This window comes from Paenibacillus sp. L3-i20 (genome assembly GCF_022180385.2).
GTDB lineage: Bacteria > Bacillota > Bacilli > Paenibacillales > Paenibacillaceae > Pristimantibacillus.
This window is the reverse complement of the sequence record NZ_BQME02000001.1, coordinates 1,197,178-1,214,795: the sequence shown is the minus strand read 5'-3', so window position 1 is coordinate 1,214,795 and position 17,618 is coordinate 1,197,178. Positions and strand designations below refer to the sequence as shown.

Annotated in this window: 20 protein-coding genes and 1 other annotated feature; all 20 genes read left to right on the top strand. The window is 44.6% G+C overall.

Features of this window, described 5'->3' with window-relative positions; translation table 11 throughout:
- Window positions 1-111: 111 nt before the first annotated feature.
- Entirely contained in the window at window positions 112-1,209 is a 1,098-nt protein-coding gene (locus tag MFF31_RS05840) for a PIN/TRAM domain-containing protein (RefSeq protein ID WP_238187136.1), read from the top strand.
- Window positions 1,210-1,355: 146 nt separating this feature from the next.
- The gene (gene ispD / locus MFF31_RS05835; protein WP_238187135.1) at window positions 1,356-2,066 is read left to right on the top strand and encodes a 2-C-methyl-D-erythritol 4-phosphate cytidylyltransferase; all 711 of its coding nucleotides are present in this window, start codon (window positions 1,356-1,358) and stop codon (window positions 2,064-2,066) included.
- Window positions 2,063-2,554: a 2-C-methyl-D-erythritol 2,4-cyclodiphosphate synthase gene (gene ispF, locus MFF31_RS05830; RefSeq protein WP_238187134.1), complete on the top strand. Its 492-nt coding sequence runs from the start codon at window positions 2,063-2,065 to the stop codon at window positions 2,552-2,554. Before ispD ends, ispF begins: the two co-directional genes overlap by 4 nt.
- Window positions 2,551-4,011 carry a glutamate--tRNA ligase gene (gene gltX / locus MFF31_RS05825; RefSeq protein WP_238187133.1) on the top strand — a complete coding sequence of 487 codons (1,461 nt, stop codon included), beginning with the start codon at window positions 2,551-2,553 and terminating at the stop codon, window positions 4,009-4,011. The genes ispF and gltX overlap by 4 nt, the downstream gene beginning before the upstream one ends.
- A 58-nt stretch (window positions 4,012-4,069) precedes the next feature.
- Complete coding sequence (locus MFF31_RS25170; protein WP_282570426.1) at window positions 4,070-4,201, top strand: hypothetical protein; 132 nt, start codon at window positions 4,070-4,072, stop codon at window positions 4,199-4,201.
- 281 nt (window positions 4,202-4,482) lie between these two features.
- Window positions 4,483-5,142: a serine O-acetyltransferase gene (cysE, locus tag MFF31_RS05820; RefSeq protein WP_238187132.1), complete on the top strand. Its 660-nt coding sequence runs from the start codon at window positions 4,483-4,485 to the stop codon at window positions 5,140-5,142.
- Window positions 5,142-6,545 carry a cysteine--tRNA ligase gene (gene cysS / locus MFF31_RS05815; RefSeq protein ID WP_238187131.1) on the top strand — a complete coding sequence of 468 codons (1,404 nt, stop codon included), beginning with the start codon at window positions 5,142-5,144 and terminating at the stop codon, window positions 6,543-6,545. The genes cysE and cysS overlap by 1 nt, the downstream gene beginning before the upstream one ends.
- Window positions 6,542-6,997, top strand: a complete 456-nt coding sequence (locus tag MFF31_RS05810; protein WP_238187130.1) for a Mini-ribonuclease 3 — start codon at window positions 6,542-6,544, stop codon at window positions 6,995-6,997. The genes cysS and MFF31_RS05810 overlap by 4 nt, the downstream gene beginning before the upstream one ends.
- A gap of 48 nt (window positions 6,998-7,045) precedes the next feature.
- A complete protein-coding gene (rlmB, locus tag MFF31_RS05805; RefSeq protein ID WP_238187129.1) occupies window positions 7,046-7,801 on the top strand; it encodes a 23S rRNA (guanosine(2251)-2'-O)-methyltransferase RlmB in 756 nt (251 codons plus the stop codon).
- Between the two features lie 3 nt (window positions 7,802-7,804).
- Window positions 7,805-8,329, top strand: a complete 525-nt coding sequence (locus MFF31_RS05800; RefSeq protein WP_238187128.1) for an NYN domain-containing protein — start codon at window positions 7,805-7,807, stop codon at window positions 8,327-8,329.
- A 184-nt stretch (window positions 8,330-8,513) separates the two neighbouring features.
- Window positions 8,514-9,167: an RNA polymerase sporulation sigma factor SigH gene (sigH, locus tag MFF31_RS05795; protein WP_238187127.1), complete on the top strand. Its 654-nt coding sequence runs from the start codon at window positions 8,514-8,516 to the stop codon at window positions 9,165-9,167.
- 294 nt (window positions 9,168-9,461) lie between these two features.
- On the top strand, window positions 9,462-9,611 hold the full coding sequence (rpmG, locus tag MFF31_RS05790) for a 50S ribosomal protein L33 (RefSeq protein WP_082967189.1): 150 nt from the start codon (window positions 9,462-9,464) through the stop codon (window positions 9,609-9,611).
- Between the two features lie 18 nt (window positions 9,612-9,629).
- A complete protein-coding gene (gene secE / locus MFF31_RS05785; RefSeq protein ID WP_238187126.1) occupies window positions 9,630-9,839 on the top strand; it encodes a preprotein translocase subunit SecE in 210 nt (69 codons plus the stop codon).
- Window positions 9,840-9,863: 24 nt separating this feature from the next.
- Entirely contained in the window at window positions 9,864-10,397 is a 534-nt protein-coding gene (nusG, locus tag MFF31_RS05780; RefSeq protein ID WP_238187125.1) for a transcription termination/antitermination protein NusG, read from the top strand.
- A gap of 64 nt (window positions 10,398-10,461) precedes the next feature.
- Complete coding sequence (rplK, locus tag MFF31_RS05775) at window positions 10,462-10,887, top strand: 50S ribosomal protein L11 (RefSeq protein WP_238187124.1); 426 nt, start codon at window positions 10,462-10,464, stop codon at window positions 10,885-10,887.
- Between the two features lie 133 nt (window positions 10,888-11,020).
- The gene (gene rplA, locus MFF31_RS05770) at window positions 11,021-11,713 is read left to right on the top strand and encodes a 50S ribosomal protein L1 (RefSeq protein WP_238187123.1); all 693 of its coding nucleotides are present in this window, start codon (window positions 11,021-11,023) and stop codon (window positions 11,711-11,713) included.
- Between the two features lie 20 nt (window positions 11,714-11,733).
- Window positions 11,734-11,899, top strand: a sequence feature (ribosomal protein L10 leader region).
- Window positions 11,900-11,955: 56 nt separating this feature from the next.
- On the top strand, window positions 11,956-12,459 hold the full coding sequence (gene rplJ / locus MFF31_RS05765; protein ID WP_238187122.1) for a 50S ribosomal protein L10: 504 nt from the start codon (window positions 11,956-11,958) through the stop codon (window positions 12,457-12,459).
- A gap of 88 nt (window positions 12,460-12,547) precedes the next feature.
- Complete coding sequence (gene rplL / locus MFF31_RS05760; RefSeq protein ID WP_238187121.1) at window positions 12,548-12,907, top strand: 50S ribosomal protein L7/L12; 360 nt, start codon at window positions 12,548-12,550, stop codon at window positions 12,905-12,907.
- A 125-nt stretch (window positions 12,908-13,032) separates the two neighbouring features.
- Window positions 13,033-13,632 carry a class I SAM-dependent methyltransferase gene (locus MFF31_RS05755; protein ID WP_238187120.1) on the top strand — a complete coding sequence of 200 codons (600 nt, stop codon included), beginning with the start codon at window positions 13,033-13,035 and terminating at the stop codon, window positions 13,630-13,632.
- A 384-nt stretch (window positions 13,633-14,016) separates the two neighbouring features.
- Window positions 14,017-17,562 (top strand): DNA-directed RNA polymerase subunit beta, encoded by a 3,546-nt coding sequence (gene rpoB / locus MFF31_RS05750; RefSeq protein ID WP_238187119.1) that lies wholly within the window; start codon window positions 14,017-14,019, stop codon window positions 17,560-17,562.
- The last annotated feature ends 56 nt before the right edge of the window (window positions 17,563-17,618 follow it).

Here is a 17,618-nt window from a genome sequence, read left to right as displayed (position 1 = left end):
GAAAGGGTATTGCGACCTAAATGACTCGAAATAGAAAACTTTAACATTTTTCTCCCTACTACGATTAACGATTGAAATATTTGATCATAATTGTAATGGAGGTGAACCTTTATGGTTAGACGAATGATACAGATTATAGGTTTGTTGTTTGGCGGGATGGTTGGCGGCGAGGTGTACAACATGGTGAATGGTGCGGCTATGTGGTCGAACTCGTCATTCAACATGTTACAGCAATCCGGCACTTATTACATGAATGTAGCGGTAGGAGCTCTCTTTGGCGTTATTGCGGCATCGATTTTGGCGGGCCCAGCAATTCGGTTTATTGGGAAGAGTGTGGAGTTAACATCTGAGATGCCACTAAGACAGTTACTCGTTGGAGCGGGAGGCATGCTTACAGGGTTATTGTTAGCGGTTATGTTATACCCGTCAGTAGCGGGATTAGCTGGTATTGGTAAATTGTTGCCTGCTATTATGGCTCTTGCATTTGGTTATGTAGGAATGCGCATCAGCCTATCGAAGCAAGATGAAATTGTAGATGGTTTTGCTGCACTAGCGGCGAAGCCACGTTCTTCATCGGCTTCCAATGAGGTAAAGGGATTTGAGGAACACAAAATACTAGATACAAGTGTTATTATCGACGGTAGAATTGCGGACATTTGTAAAACAGGTTTTATTGAAGGGACACTCGTTATTCCAGAGTTTGTCCTTGAGGAGCTTCAGCATATCGCTGATTCCTCTGATTTATTGAAGCGTAACCGGGGTCGTAGAGGCTTAGATATTCTGAATAAAATTCAGAAGGAACTCGATGTGAAAGTATTGATTTACGAAGGTGACTTTGAAGAAATCGGGGAAGTGGATAGTAAGCTCGTCAAGCTAGCGAAGGCACTGCACGGTAAAGTTGTCACTAATGATTTTAATTTAAATAAGGTTTGTGAGCTTCAGGGAGTATCGGTCCTTAACATTAATGATCTTGCCAATGCTGTAAAGCCCGTCGTTCTACCCGGTGAAGAAATTATTGTACAAGTGATTAAAGATGGCAAGGAGCATGGGCAAGGTGTTGCTTATCTGGATGACGGAACGATGATTGTAGTAGAAGGTGGACGGGATTACATTGGTACGACGATGGAGGTTCTCGTTACGAGTGTGTTACAAACTTCCGCGGGTCGAATGATATTTGCTAAGCCTAAGCTGTTGGAAAAAGCGTTGTAACAAGGTACAATATGACTATTGTACATAGATAAAGGGCATAGACATCGTCGTGTGCCGGGTTTATCTTGCAGCGCGAAACGAGCTCATGCCAGTCTAAACGTCTGGAGCCGTTTGCGATTGACATTCGGTTAAGGCAGGTAGAGGGTATGAGAGAGAAGTGGGGTGTCGTCATCGTTGCAGCCGGCCGCGGCTCACGCATGGGGACAAAAGAGAGTAAGCAATATTTGCGGCTTGGGGACAAGCCTATTCTAGTCCATACTCTGGAGCTATTCCAGCGTATGGACTTTGTTGAGGAAATCGCACTTGTTGTAGGTGATCAAGATATCGAGCGCTGCCAGCAATGGGCGAAGGAATATAGTTTGTTAAAGGTAACCTCGATAATAAGCGGTGGAACAGAACGTCAGTACTCTGTATTCCGTGGTCTTCAGTCATTAAAGTCAGAATGGGTTATGGTTCATGATGGTGTTCGACCACTAGTATCTGAGAAGGCAGTTCGGGGCTGCTGTGCCAGAGCTCTACAGGATGGAGCAGCTGTACTTGCCGTTCCAGTTAAGGATACGATCAAGCAAGTTGATGAGACGGGAGTCATTGTCGCTACACCAGATCGCAAAAGCTTGTGGGCGATACAAACACCACAAGCTTTTCGTCGTGATCTACTAATGGAAGCCCACGAGAGTGCAATTGCAAATGGTTTCTTAGGCACAGACGATGCTATGGTCGTTGAGCGAATGGGTACTTCAGTTGTAGTAGCTGAAGGGGAGTATACCAATATAAAGATAACGACACCTGAAGATTTGCCGTGGGCTGAATACCTTATGGCGGAGCGCAGGGTGATGAGGGGAGAAGAGAAAATATGATTCGTGTAGGACAAGGATTTGATGTACATCAGTTGGTAGAAGGACGCCCGTGTATTATTGGAGGTGTCACTATTCCGTATGAAAAGGGTCTGCTAGGTCACTCTGATGCAGATGTTCTCTTGCATGCGATATCCGATGCTATCTTAGGTGCACTTGGACTTGGTGATATTGGCAAGCACTTCCCAGACACAGATGAAGCCTATAAAGATGCAGACAGCTTGAAGCTCTTGGAGCGGGTATGGGCACTTGTAGATGAACGCGGATATAAGCTAGGAAATATAGACTCCACTATTATTGCACAGAAGCCAAAGATGCTTCCGTATATTCCTCAAATGGCGGAAATTATCGCTAAAGCGCTTGATGCGGATATTGCGCAAGTTAACGTAAAGGCGACAACGACAGAACAGCTTGGGTTTGCCGGCCGAGGTGAAGGGATTGCTGCACAATCAGTCGTTTGCTTGATTAAAAAAGGAGGAGTTTTGTCATGACAACAGAAGTTCGCGTACGCTACGCACCGTCACCGACGGGACATTTGCATATCGGTAATGCAAGAACGGCCTTATTCAATTATTTATTCGCGAGAAGACATGGCGGTAAATTTATTATCCGTATAGAAGATACAGATGTAAAACGTAACATTGCTGGAGGAGAAGAAAGCCAGCTTACGTACTTGAAATGGTTAGGTATTGATTGGGATGAAAGTATCGATATTGGCGGCGGATATGGTCCATATCGTCAAACAGAACGTCTCGACATCTATCGTGAACACTGGCAAGGGCTGCTTGATCGTAATCTAGCATACCGTTGTTACTGTACAGAGGAAGAGCTTGAGAAGGAGCGCGAGGAGCAGACTGAACGCGGCGAGACACCACGTTATTCTGGAAAGCATAGAAACTTGACGCAAGAACAGCAGCAAGCATTCGAAGCAGAAGGACGAGTTGCAAGTATTCGTTTCCGTGTACCGGAAGATCGCACATATTCATTTGACGACCTGGTAAAAGGTACGATCACTTTTGATACTGCAGAGATGGGTGACTTTGTCATCGTGAAAAAAGATGGCATACCTACTTATAACTTTGCGGTTGTATTGGATGATTATCTAATGCGTATTAGCCATGTACTTCGTGGTGAAGATCATGTGTCAAACACACCTAGACAATTGATGATCTATGAAGCATTCGGCTGGGAGCCTCCGATATTTGGTCATATGACTCTTATCGTTAATGAACAGAAGAAGAAACTTAGCAAACGTGATGAATCTATTATCCAATTCATTGAGCAATACGATAATCTTGGTTACTTGCCTGAGGCGATGTTCAATTTTATATCGCTGCTTGGATGGTCGCCAGAAGGTGAACAAGAGATGTTCACGCGTGAGCAACTGGTAGATGTATTTAATTCGGATCGTCTTAGCAAGAGCCCTGCTGTGTTTGACACACAGAAGCTTAGCTGGATGAATAATGAATATATTAAGGGAGCAGATTTGGCACGCATTGTAGATCTCTGTCTTCCTCATTTGCAAAAGGCTGGCTGTATTCCAGATACGCTTGATAGTGACGGCAGAGAATGGGTGACGGGACTTGTTGGACTTCATCAAGATAAACTCCGTTGTGCTGCTGATATCGTTCCTGTGACGGAGTTGTTCTTCCGTGAGACAGTTGCTGAAGACGAAGAAGCTGCTGCTGTATTAGCGGAGGAACAAGTTCCTACCGTGCTGGGAGCTTTCCATCAATTATTGGAGTCGGACGCAGCTCCTTTCACTGTTGAAGGAATTAAAGAGATGATCAAAACTGTACAGAAGGATACTGGCTTTAAAGGGAAAGCACTCTTTATGCCAATCCGTGCAGCGTTGACGGGCCAGACTCATGGACCAGATCTTAATCAATCGATCGTTTTGCTAGGTAAGGCTAAGGTGCTCGCTAGACTCCAAGGGCGATTGGCGTAAGGTATGTTCCCTGAGAAACCGAATCTATGCTTGCACTTTTTCTATGATTCGGTATACTATGACTATTAATAATATTGAAACGGCCATGAACAGGAGAAGTACGTTAAACTGTGGATTCGCAGAGAGGACAACCGTCATTCGAATCGTATTTGTTATGCAAGCGATAAAAGTGAGGCTGAAAGTTGTCTAGTTCACGTAAACGGAAATTGCACCTGGGAGCTTTGTTCCGAGCTGCTGTTACAAACGATTGCAAGGCGATATGCCATAATCGTGATAATAGCGGGGTAGGCAGCAACGGATTGTCCTCGTTACGGACTATGAGATGAGCACGCTACGAGATTTCTCGGATGCGATGTTCAAGCAGAGTGGAACCGCGAGATTACACGCCTCTGCAGCATTTGATGCTGCAGAGGCTTTTTTATTTTCATAAGACCTTAATCATCGCTTGGCAGCTTGAAGGGGGATTTCATTATGCTTCGCCATTTTCGCTCAGACGTACAAACGGTATTCGAAAACGATCCCGCGGCTCGTAGTCGATTCGAGGTTATATTTACGTATTCCGGTGTCCACGCTATTTGGGGACATCGTCTGGCACATTCGTTTTATCGCAAGGGATGGTTTACGGTAGCACGAGTTATTTCACAGGTCAGCCGCTTTATGACAGGTATTGAAATTCACCCTGGTGCAAAAATTGGTGAACGACTTTTTATCGACCATGGGATGGGTGTAGTAATAGGCGAGACTTGTGAAATAGGTGATAATGTCGTCATTTATCAAGGGGTCACTCTTGGCGGTACGGGTAAGGAAAAGGGGAAGCGTCATCCTACAATCGGCAACAATGTCGTAATTGGTTCGGGTGCTAAAGTACTAGGTTCGTTCGCAGTCGGGGACAATTCTAATATTGGTTCTAATGCAGTAGTACTGCGTGAGGTGCCGGATAATTGTACGGTTGTAGGAAATCCGGGCCGAGTAGTAAGACGTAATGGGGAGCGAGTAGGAGATAGGCTCGATCATACGCAATTACCTGACCCTGTCATTGAGATGTTTCGCATGATGCAAAAAGAAATTGACGAGTTGAAGTACAAGGTGAATGGTGAACGGTACTTAGAAAATGAAGGGAGTAAATCATAGTGACAATAGCTATCTATAATTCATTAACGCGGACGAAGGAAAGCTTTCAGCCGCAAGAGCAAGGTAAAGTAAAGATGTATGTATGCGGACCTACGGTCTATGACTATATTCATATCGGAAATGCACGTCCAGTCGTATTCTTTGATGTCGTTCGTCGATATTTGGAGGATGCGGGCAATGAAGTGAACTATGTGGTGAACTTCACTGATGTGGATGATAGACTGATTCGCAAGGCGGAGGAGCTAGGTACTACTGTTCCTGAAGTTGCGAAACGTTTTATCGAAGCATTTTATAATGACATTGAATCATTAGGTGTAAGGAAGGCGACACTTAATCCACGAGTAACGGACCATATCGCGGAGATTATTACGTTTATAGAAGGGCTTGTCGACAAAGGCTATGCCTATGAAAGTGAAGGAGATGTATATTTCCGTACCTCATCCTTCGAGGAATATGGTAAGCTATCGCATCAGAATATCGAAGAACTGCAATTCGGTATCCGGGTTGAAGTTGGTGAGCGCAAGGAAAACCAAGGTGATTTCGTATTGTGGAAGGGTGCTAAGCCAGGCGAAATTAATTGGGATAGCCCATGGGGAGCGGGAAGACCGGGCTGGCATATTGAATGCTCTGCAATGGCTCGCAAATATTTGGGTGATACACTCGACATCCATGGTGGCGGACATGACTTGCAGTTCCCGCATCATGAGTGTGAGGTTGCTCAATCGGAGTCACTAACAGGCAAGCCGCTAGCGAATTATTGGATGCATAACGGATATCTTCATATTGATAATGTGAAAATGTCTAAGTCACTGGGCAACGGCATATCCGTGCACGAAATTGTGAAGCGTGTGAAACCGCAGGCCATTCGTTATTTCATTCTTGCAACTCATTATCGCAGTCCGCTTAACTTTAGTGATGATGCAATATCGCAAGCGGAAAATAGTGTGGAGCGCATTACAAATAGCTATGCGAATCTGAAGCATAGACTTCAAGCTTCTGATGGTACTGCTGGAAATGTTGAAGAATTGCGGAAGCGGGTTACAGACATTGTGGAGCAGTTCAAGGCTAAGATGGATGATGACTTCAGCACACCAGATGCAATAACAACATTGTTCGATCTCGTATCAGAAGCGAATGTATATTTGAATAAACAGGACGCTTCGAAAGAAGGTCTTGAGTTGTTAGTAGCAGCTATTGACCGGATAGATAATGTATTAGGCCTATTGCCGCAAGATGACGCAAACGATTTGTTGGATGAAGAAATTGAAGGTCTGATTATTGAGCGGACAGAAGCTCGTAAGTCGAAAAACTGGGCACGTGCAGACGAGATTCGTGATCTATTAATCGAAAAAAACATTGTGCTTGAGGATACTCCATTAGGCATCCGTTGGCGGCGTAAATGACAGGGCCAATGAATAGTGGGGACGTTGTTGAGGTTGTAGCTAGTGGTGTTAATCCGTTGGCACTGCATCAACCGCCTAAGAAAGCCGGCCTAATTAATCCGGTCGTACTGGCTTATATGGGGGATGCGGTGTTCGAGATGTTGGTGCGACAATACCTAATTTCTTTGCCAAATAACAAGTCGCATCATCTTCATAAAGAAGCAACAAAAATGGTTTCTGCTAAAGCGCAGCGCGAGTTGCTGGAGCGTTGGCTGCCTCATTTGACGGAAGAAGAAACAGATATCGTCAAGCGAGGGCGCAATACGAAGTCAGGTGCTCCACCGAAAAATGCAGACCCTGCTGATTATCGCAAAGCGACGGCGCTTGAATGTTTAGTCGGTTACTTGTATTTTGAAGGACGACTGGATCGTTTGGGCGAACTGTTCCACATTGCTTTAGCAGATAGAGAGTAAGGAAATAATTACAAACTAATAATCCACATAGAAGACAGGAGGAGCATAATGAACGAGGAATTAAATCAAGAGGAACTTATAGCCGGCAAACATCCTGTGCTTGAGGCACTACGCTCCGGAAGAGAAATTAATAAAATATGGATAGCAGATGGCGCACAAAAAAGTTTGACGTTGCCGATTACAGCCGAAGCAAAGAAGCTTGGTATTATCGTTCAGTTCGTTGACAAGCGCAAGCTAGATAGTATGGTGACTGGAGTAGCTCATCAAGGAGTAATTGCACAAGCTGCTGCATTTGAATATGTTGAAGTAGAAGAAATTCTCGAAATCGCAAAGAAAAAAGGTGAGATGCCTTTTATTTTGTTGTTAGACGAGATTGAAGATCCGCATAACTTGGGATCTATTCTTCGTACAGCGGAATGTACAGGTGTACACGGTGTTATTATTCCAAAGCGTCGTGCAGCGGGACTTACCGCTACTGTACTGAAAATTTCGGCAGGCGCTGCTGAGCATGTCCCTGTTGCGAGGGTAACGAATCTTGCGCAAACGATCGAAAAGCTTAAAGAAGCAGGGGTTTGGATTGCTGGTACTGATGTTAGTGCATCTCAGGATGTGTATAAGATGAAGTTTGACATGCCTCTTGCAGTCGTTATTGGTAACGAAAGTAAGGGAATGGGGAGACTTATTGGGGAAAAATGCGATTTCCTTGTTAAGCTTCCTATGCTAGGTCAACTTAACTCCTTGAACGCTTCTGTAGCTGCGGGTGTGCTTATGTATGAGGTCGTTAGACAGCGTCGGAGCGTCTAGCGTATGAACCGGCGTAATGATGTCCTGCTCGTTGATGGTTACAACATAATTGGGGCTTGGCCGGAACTGGCGAGGTTGAAGGAGCAGGATCTGGAGGACGCGCGGGATAGGCTTCTAGATTTATTGGCAGATTATCAAGGTTTTACTGGCATGTTGATTTATGTTATCTTCGATGCTCATCAGGTCCGAGGACTTGGCTCAACGTTCAAGCAGCATAATATATCGATTGTTTATACGAAAGAGAAAGAAACGGCAGATGAATGTATTGAGAGACTTTGCTCCGAATTAATGATCAGAAGGCGGAACATTTATGTTGCGACCTCTGATCTTGTGGAGCAGCATGTTGCATTTGGTAAGGGTGCGCTCAGACTGTCTGCACGTGAATTGCTTATTGATATCGGGCAAAATCGTAAGCAGATCGAAAGCTCCATTAATGGAGATAAACCAATAAAAAGAAATACACTCGACCAAAATGTAAGTCTTGACGTGTGGAGTAAGCTGGAACGGCTACGCAGAGGCGAAAAATAGGGAAGGTTCATTCATTGTGAAGGGTCTTCAAACAATGCCACAATGTTACATTTTTTCTATAAAAACGATACTTTGCGAGGCTGTGATTGGTTGACGGTGCAAGGTTACATAATGTATACTTGCTCTATAATTCAAGCTTATGAATCTAGCGCGGTGTACGCCTTGCAGGCCGGAGGGATAGTGTGTGAGTATCGACCTCAAAGAATGGAGTACGCTCGAGTATGAAAGCAGCACGGACGAGGAAATTGTAGAAGCAGTCCGTAATGGCGACAGTATGGCGCTTGAATATTTGATCAACAAATATAAAAACTTTGTGAGAGCCAAGGCTCGCTCTTACTTTCTAATCGGTGCCGATCGCGAAGATATTGTACAAGAAGGAATGATTGGTCTCTATAAAGCTATTCGGGATTTCAAGGGAGATAAGCTTGCTAGCTTTAAAGCCTTTGCTGAATTGTGTATAACTAGACAAATTATTACCGCAATCAAGACAGCCACCCGCCAGAAGCATATCCCTCTCAACTCTTATGTTTCGCTGGACAAGCCTATCTATGATGAAGATTCCGACCGGACATTGCTTGACGTGATTTGTGGCACACGAGTGTCAGATCCTGAAGAGTTAATTATTAACCAAGAAGAATTCTCTGGCTTAGAAGACAAAATGTCTGAGATTTTGAGTGATCTAGAACGTAAAGTTCTTATGCTCTATTTGGATGGAAGATCTTATCAAGAAATAGCAGTTGATCTCAAGAGGCATGTAAAGTCGATAGACAATGCATTGCAGCGTGTAAAGCGCAAACTTGAGAAGTATTTAGAAGTTAGAGATTTTGGCAATAAGTAGACTCATCTGACAACGGACTGTCTTTTCTGTCTGAAAGTTTCAGACAGTGAAGACAGTCCATTGGTTTTAAAAGAGGAAGATTCGACCATACTGGTAGAGTCTGAATCCAGATGAAGATGCCAATTATTCACATGCTGTGGGCAGACCTAATTCGTTGACACAAGGTATACCTTGTGATAAAGTGTTTAGGTAGGCCTGAATTCGAGGTTTTTTTTCGTATTTTCGATGGAATCAATGAACTTACTATAGAGCTTCATGATTCGTATTTTTAAGCAGTTCGGGAGGTGTAATTCAATGCGGGTTATTATCACGTTGGCATGCACAAACTGCAAACAGAGAAACTATGCGACAACCAAGAACAAACGCAATCACCCCGACCGCATCGAGTTGAAGAAGTTTTGCAAGTTCTGTAACGAGCAGACTCCTCATCGCGAGACGCGATAGTCCATTGGAGGTGTAACCGTGGGTTTTTTGGCTAAACTGAAGCAAGGCTTTGGTACGACGACTAGTTTTTTTGCCGACAGCTGGGCGGAACTGAAGAAGGTTCGCTGGCCAAGTCGTAAAGAGTTGACAAGCTATTCAATTATCGTTTTCGCAACGGTAGTGGCTGTAACTATTTACTTCTGGCTTCTTGACATCGGAATCTCGGAATTGGTTCAGCTCATTGTCTAGGAAGGGACCAAAGGTGGATTTGTGATGGAAAAAAGATGGTACGTCGTGCACACTTACTCTGGCTATGAGAACAAGGTGAAAGCCAATTTGGAGCGCCGTGTTGAATCTATGGGCATGGAAGATAAAATCTTCCGCGTTCTAGTTCCAATGGAAGAAGAAGTGGTAGAGAAGGACGGTAAGAAAAAGACCGTTCAACGTAAGGTCTACCCCGGATATGTTCTTGTGGAAATGGTTCAAACCGACGATTCTTGGTACGTTGTTCGTAATACGCCTGGTGTAACTGGGTTTGTTGGATCGACTGGCTCCGGTTCAAAACCGACTCCTCTATTACCTGATGAAGTGGATCAAATTTTGAAACACATGGGTATGGAAGAGCCGAAACCGAAGATCGAGTTCGAGCTGAAAGAAATGGTACGCGTGAAAGTTGGTCCTTTTGCGGACTTTGTCGGATCAGTGGAAGAAATTTTGCTGGACAAGGCGAAGCTTAAGGTTCATGTCAACATGTTTGGCAGGGAAACTCCTCTTGAGTTAGATTATACTCAAGTTGAGAAGATATAATATCTAGTTTCCGAAAGCAGGCGCTCACTTAGCGCTTGTATATCAGGGCAAGGAGGTGTGAGTCATGGCAAAAAAGGTCATCAAGATGGTCAAACTGCAAGTTCCTGCAGGTAAAGCTAACCCAGCGCCACCAATCGGTCCAGCACTAGGTCAAGCAGGCGTTAACATTATGGCATTCTGTAAAGAATTTAACGCTCGTACAGCAGATCAAGCAGGTTTGATTATTCCAGTCGTGATCACTGTATTCGAGGACAGATCCTTCACGTTCGAAACTAAGACGCCACCGGCAGCAGTATTGCTTCGTGTAGCAGCAGGTATCGAGAAGGGTTCTGGCGAACCGAATAAGAAAAAGGTCGCAACAGTTAACCGTGCGAAAGTGCGTGAAATTGCTGAGTCCAAAATGCAAGATCTAAACGCTGCTTCAGTTGAAGGAGCAATGCGTATGGTCGAAGGTACTGCTCGCAGCATGGGCGTTACAATCGTAGACTAATACGACTTCGTCCAACAGGGCGAGGTACAAGGATGTCTTATGACATCTCGCTTTGCGAAGTCTTTGACTTCGCAGGTGGGAGGATCATCCCTAGGAGGATGTTCCGCTATAACCACATAAGGAGGATATTACAATGGCTAAACACGGCAAGAAATATGTAGAAGCAGCTAAGCTAATTGATAGCGAAGCAACTTATGAGCCTTCAGAAGCAATTGATCTTGTGAAAAAGGCTGCAACAGCTAAATTCGACGAGTCCGTTGAAGTAGCAGTACGTTTGGGTGTAGACCCGCGTAAACAAGACCAAGCTGTACGTGGAGTAGTAGTACTTCCACACGGTACTGGTAAAACAAAACGCGTTCTCGTTTTCGCAAAAGGCGAAAAAGTGAAAGAAGCGGAAGCTGCAGGCGCTGACTTCGTTGGCGACGCAGACATGATCAACAAAATCCAACAAGGCTGGTTCGATTTCGACGTTTGCGTAGCAACGCCGGATATGATGGCTGAAGTTGGTAAACTCGGCCGTATCCTTGGTGGTAAAGGTCTAATGCCTAACCCTAAAGCTGGTACAGTAACGTTTGACGTTGCTAAAGCCGTTTCAGAAATCAAAGCAGGTAAAATCGAGTACCGTCTGGACAAAGCTGGTCAAATCCATGCTCCAATCGGTAAAGTATCGTTCGATGCTGAAAAGCTGAACGAAAACTTGAAAGCTCTGATTGATGCTCTATTGCGCGCTAAACCAGCTGCTGCAAAAGGTGTCTACCTTAAAAACATTGCTGTTTCTTCCACAATGGGCCCTGGCGCTCGTGTATCGACTGCGCAATTCCGTTAAGTCGAGAAGAGACAACTACTCAAATTCGAACACGCATACCGTAGACAGTAGGTGCTCCAAGAGAGCTTAATTTCCTACCGAGGTGTTATGATAAAACGTTTATGAATGTAGCTTGGTGACTTGCTGCAGTTTGATAACGACATCATGGCCTTCGCAGTCTCTGCGGAGGCCTTTCTCATGCATCGAGGAGAGGACTATCCGTCGTATTCACGGGATGTATACTATTACGGGAGGTGTACACTTTGGCTAACGCAAAAATCATCCAAGAGAAACAAGAGGCAGTATCAGTAATCGCTGCTAAACTTACTTCAAGCTCCAGTACAGTTGTTGCTGACTATCGCGGATTGAACGTTGCGCAAGTAACTGAACTACGTAAACAGCTCCGCGAAGCGGGTGTTGATTTCCAAGTTTTGAAAAACTCGCTCGTTCGTCGTGCTACTGAAGGAACAGAATTGACTGAGCTAAAAGATATTCTGACAGGACCTACTGCTATTGCATTCAGCGGCGATGACGCTGTTGCTCCAGCTAAGATTCTGAACGATTTTGCTAAAAAGAATGACGCTCTTAAACTTAAGGGCGGCGTTGTAGAAGGTAAAGTCGTTAGTATGGAACAGATTAAAGAACTTGCGGAACTTCCGTCCCGCGATGGCTTGCTTTCCATGCTACTCAGCGTGCTTCAAGCTCCAGTTCGCAACTTCGCCCTTGCGGTTAAAGCAGTTGGAGAAAAGCAAGAAGCTGGCGCATAAGTCAATCAGCTATGTAAGTAAGGTCGATCTTAGATCGGCATCATAATCAGTATTACAAAAAAACTAAACCACTTTCGGAGGTATAATCATGTCTAAAGAGCAAATCTTAGAAGCGATTAAAGTTATGACCGTTCTTGAATTGAACGATCTTGTTAAAGCAATTGAAGAAGAATTCGGCGTTACTGCTGCAGCTCCAGTTGCAGTTGTTGCTGGTGGCGCTGCTGAAGCAGCTGCTCAAACTGAATTCGACGTAATTTTGAACAGCGCTGGCGCTTCCAAAATCAACGTAATCAAAGTAGTTCGTGAAATCACTGGTCTTGGCTTGAAAGAAGCTAAAGATCTTGTTGATAGCGCTCCTAAAGCAATCAAAGAAAAAGTTAGCGAAGAAGAAGCTAACGGCGTTAAAGCTAAGCTTGAAGAAGCTGGCGCTTCCGTTGAAGTTAAGTAATTTTTCTTCATCATACGGCAGTCATGCCTGCTAGCTAGTAGGTAAGGCTGATGAACCCCTTGAAACGTTATGTTTCAAGGGGTTCATTGTATGTTATCGGACAAAAAGTTAAGGAGGCGGTAACAATGTCTAATCATTATTACTCCAAAACGCCAGAAGTTAAAAATAATCGACAAGTTCATCCTGTGTCGCTTCGTGGTTATAATATGAAGTTTGTCACAGATGCGGGTGTTTTCTCGAAAACCGGTGTCGATTACGGAAGCCGCGTTCTTATTGACGCAATGGAGCTAAAGGAAGACGACCGCATCCTTGATGTTGGCTGTGGTTATGGGCCGATCGGCTTAACGGCTGCTCTGATAGCGAAGTGCGGACATGTGACAATGATCGATATTAATGAACGAGCAGTAGAGCTTTCGATGGAAAATGCGAAGCAGAACGGTATTACTAATGTCACTGTTTTGCAAAGTGATCTCTATGAGTCAGTAAAAGAGCAGTCGTTTACTGTCGTTTTGACGAATCCGCCTATCCGGGCAGGTAAAGCAACTGTACATCGTGTTTTTGAAGAAGGACATGCATTATTAGAAGCTGGTGGAACCATGTGGGTTGTCATCCAGAAGAAACAAGGCGCACCATCTGCAATGGAAAAGTTAGAACAATTGTTTGATGAAGTAGAGGAAGTTACGAAGGATAAAGGTTATAGAATTCTAAAAGCCATCAAATTTTAAAGGTAGCCAATAAAAAAGTCAATATTTTTATGCAAAAATCAATAAAATGATTTGACTTGACTTTTTTGATATGGTAATATTATAAAATGTCAGCATAAAATTGCTCGAATTCTCTTTAGTCAACTAAAATGTCAAGTGCAAATTTCGAGCGCGGTATGCATATAATTGAAGCATTTGACGTATAATGGTTACATTTTGGGCAAAATTACATGATATGAGACCATCGCACCCGCGCTGCGAGTGGTAAGCTGCCGGAAACATGCTCTTTTTTCGAACTATTCGATAAGGGCTTTTCTTTATTTATCTATACAGGCGGCTGGTGCCGCCCAAAGGTAACGCAGTGAGTATCGATGCTGTGAGACAGACACGAGGGGTGAGGTTAAGTTGGCAGGACAACTTGTTCAGTATGGTCGGCGGACGCGCAGAAGCTACGCTCGGATCAACGAGGTGCTGGAAGTCCCGAACCTGATTGAAATCCAACAAAAATCGTATGAAAAGTTTTTGGACAATGACTTGATTGAGTTATTCCAGGACATTTCTCCGATTTCGGACTTTACGGGCAATCTATCGCTGGAGTTTATTGATTATAACTTGGGCGAACCGAAATATTCGGTGGATGAATCAAAAGAACGCGACGTGACGTATGCAGCTCCACTACGCGTCAAAGTACGACTGTTCAATAAGGAAACGGGCGAGGTTAAGGAACAAGAAGTGTTCATGGGTGATTTCCCGCTTATGACGGAAACGGGCACGTTTATTATAAACGGAGCTGAACGCGTTATCGTCAGCCAATTGGTTCGCTCCCCAAGTGTGTACTTCAGCACGAAGGTTGATAAGAACGGGAAGAAAAATTACACCGCGACAGTTATTCCTAACCGCGGAGCTTGGCTAGAGCTTGAGACTGACGCCAAGGATATTGTCTACGTTCGTATTGACCGGACCCGGAAAATACCGGTAACGGTGCTTTTGCGTGCGCTTGGATTCGGCACTGACGCTGAAATATTGGATTTGCTCGGCCATGACGAGTATATTCGCAATACGCTGGACAAGGATAGCACGGATTCTACGGAGAAAGCGCTGATTGAAATTTATGAGCGTCTTCGTCCGGGTGAGCCGCCTACTTTGGACAACGCGAAGAGCTTGCTAGTTGCACGTTTCTTCGATCCAAAACGATATGACCTGGCCAATGTCGGCCGTTACAAAATAAACAAGAAGTTGCACATCAAGAACCGTCTGTTTAATCAACGTCTTGCTGAGAACTTGGTAGATCCGTCAACTGGCGAGATTATTGCTGAGTCAGGTCAGATGATTGATCGTCGCCTTCTTGATGAAATTCTCGATAACCTCGAGAAAGATGTAGGTTTCAAAACATATCATGTTGCTAATGGTGTACTTGATGCAGATAGTATTCCACTACAAACAATCAGTGTATTCTCACCACATGACGATAGCAAAGTAATTAAAGTTATTGCTAATGGTATTATTGATAAATCCGTTAAGCATGTTACGCCTGCGGATATCATTTCTTCCATTAACTACTTCATTAACTTGCTGCATGGCGTTGGAAGCACAGATGATATTGATCACCTTGGTAACCGTCGTTTGCGTTCGGTTGGCGAGTTGCTTCAAAACCAATTCCGTATCGGTCTTTCCCGTATGGAACGTGTCGTTCGTGAGAGAATGTCCATTCAGGATGCGAATGCGATTACGCCTCAGGCGCTTATCAACATTCGACCTGTTATTGCATCGATCAAAGAGTTCTTTGGTTCCTCTCAATTGTCCCAGTTCATGGATCAGACGAATCCGCTAGCGGAACTTACGCATAAGCGTCGTCTATCAGCACTAGGACCGGGCGGTTTGACGCGTGAGCGCGCGGGCTTTGAAGTGCGTGACGTCCATCACTCTCACTATGGTCGTATGTGTCCGATTGAAACACCAGAGGGTCCGAACATCGGTTTGATCAACTCCTTGTCCACGTTTGCCCGCATTAACGAATATGGCTTCATTGAGGCTCCATATCGTTGGGTAGATCCAAAGACAGGAATTGTTACTGATCAAATCGCTTATTTGACTGCTGATGAAGAAGACAATTACGTAATCGCGCAAGCGAATGCGGTATTGACCGAAGAAAGCAAGTTTAAAGAAACGAGCACAATTGTTCGTTACAATAAACAAGCAGACAACATCCTGACAATGCCGAGCGATCGCGTTGACTATATGGACGTTTCCCCTAAACAAGTAGTATCGGTTGCAACGGCGCTCATTCCGTTCCTAGAGAACGATGACTCCAACCGTGCACTAATGGGATCAAACATGCAACGTCAAGCAGTACCTCTTCTAATTCCTAGATCACCTCTTGTAGGTACGGGTATGGAGCATAAGGCTGCGAAAGATTCCGGTGTTTGTATCGTTTCTAAATATGACGGCGTCGTTGAACGCGCATCAGCTAATGAAATTTGGCTTCGTCGTATGGAGACAATCGATGGCAAACAAGTAAGCGGAGACTTGGTTAAACATAAGTTGCATAAGTTTATGCGTTCTAACCAAGGTACATGTATTAACCAGCGTCCACTAGTACGCAAGGGTGATGTTATCAAAAAAGGTGACATCATGGCTGATGGTCCGTCCACTGAGAAGGGCGAATTAGCACTAGGCCGTAACGTAGTCGTTGCCTTCATGACTTGGGAAGGTTACAACTATGAGGATGCTATCTTGCTAAGTGAGAAGCTAGTGAAAGAGGATGTTTATACATCCATTCACATCGAGGAATATGAATCAGAGGCCCGTGATACAAAACTCGGCCCTGAAGAAATTACTCGCGATATCCCGAACGTAGGCGAAGAAGCACTTCGTAATCTCGACGAGCGAGGCATTATCCGCGTCGGTGCTGAAATTAGCGCGGGCGACATTCTAGTCGGTAAAGTAACACCAAAAGGTGTAACTGAACTTACAGCAGAAGAAAGATTGCTTCATGCAATCTTCGGAGAAAAAGCGCGTGAAGTTCGTGATACATCGCTTCGCGTACCGCATGGTACAGACGGAATCGTTGTTGACGTTAAAGTATTTACTCGCGAAAACGGCGATGAATTGCCACCAGGCGTTAATCAGCTAGTTCGTGCTTATATTGCTCAAAAACGTAAAATTTCTGAAGGTGACAAGATGGCCGGACGACATGGTAACAAGGGTGTTATCGCCCGTATCATGCCGGAAGAAGATATGCCATTCCTACCGGACGGAACACCTGTAGAGGTTGTTCTTAACCCGCTGGGCGTACCATCCCGTATGAACATCGGTCAAGCACTTGAAGTTCATCTTGGTATGGCTTGTAAACATCTTGGATTGCATGCAGCTACTCCAGTATTCGACGGCGCTCGTGAGAACGACGTATTCGATACGATGGAAGAAGCAGGTATGCAACGTAACGGTAAAACGGTTCTATATGATGGACGTACTGGCGAGAACTTCGAGCGTGAAGTTACTGTCGGCGTCATGTATATGATCAAACTTGCCCACATGGTTGATGATAAGATCCATGCTCGTTCCACTGGTCCTTACTCACTCGTTACGCAACAGCCACTGGGCGGTAAAGCACAGTTCGGCGGACAACGTTTCGGTGAGATGGAGGTTTGGGCACTTGAGGCTTACGGCGCAGCCTACACGCTTCAAGAAATTCTTACAGTCAAGTCCGATGATGTTGTCGGTCGTGTGAAAACGTACGAATCGATCGTCAAAGGCGAGAATGTTCCGGAACCAGGTGTTCCTGAATCGTTTAAAGTTTTGATCAAAGAGCTTCAGAGCTTGGGTATGGATGTAAAAATTCTAGCCGAGGATGAGCAAGAGATCGAAATGAAGGAAATGGACGATGACGATGAGGCTACAGGCGATAAGCTTAACCTCAACTTAGAAGGCGCTGAAGTAAGCGCTGAATAAAAAGGGAAACTGAGCTTCAATCCGGTTCGAACAATATGGACCAGCGGTTGAAGTTC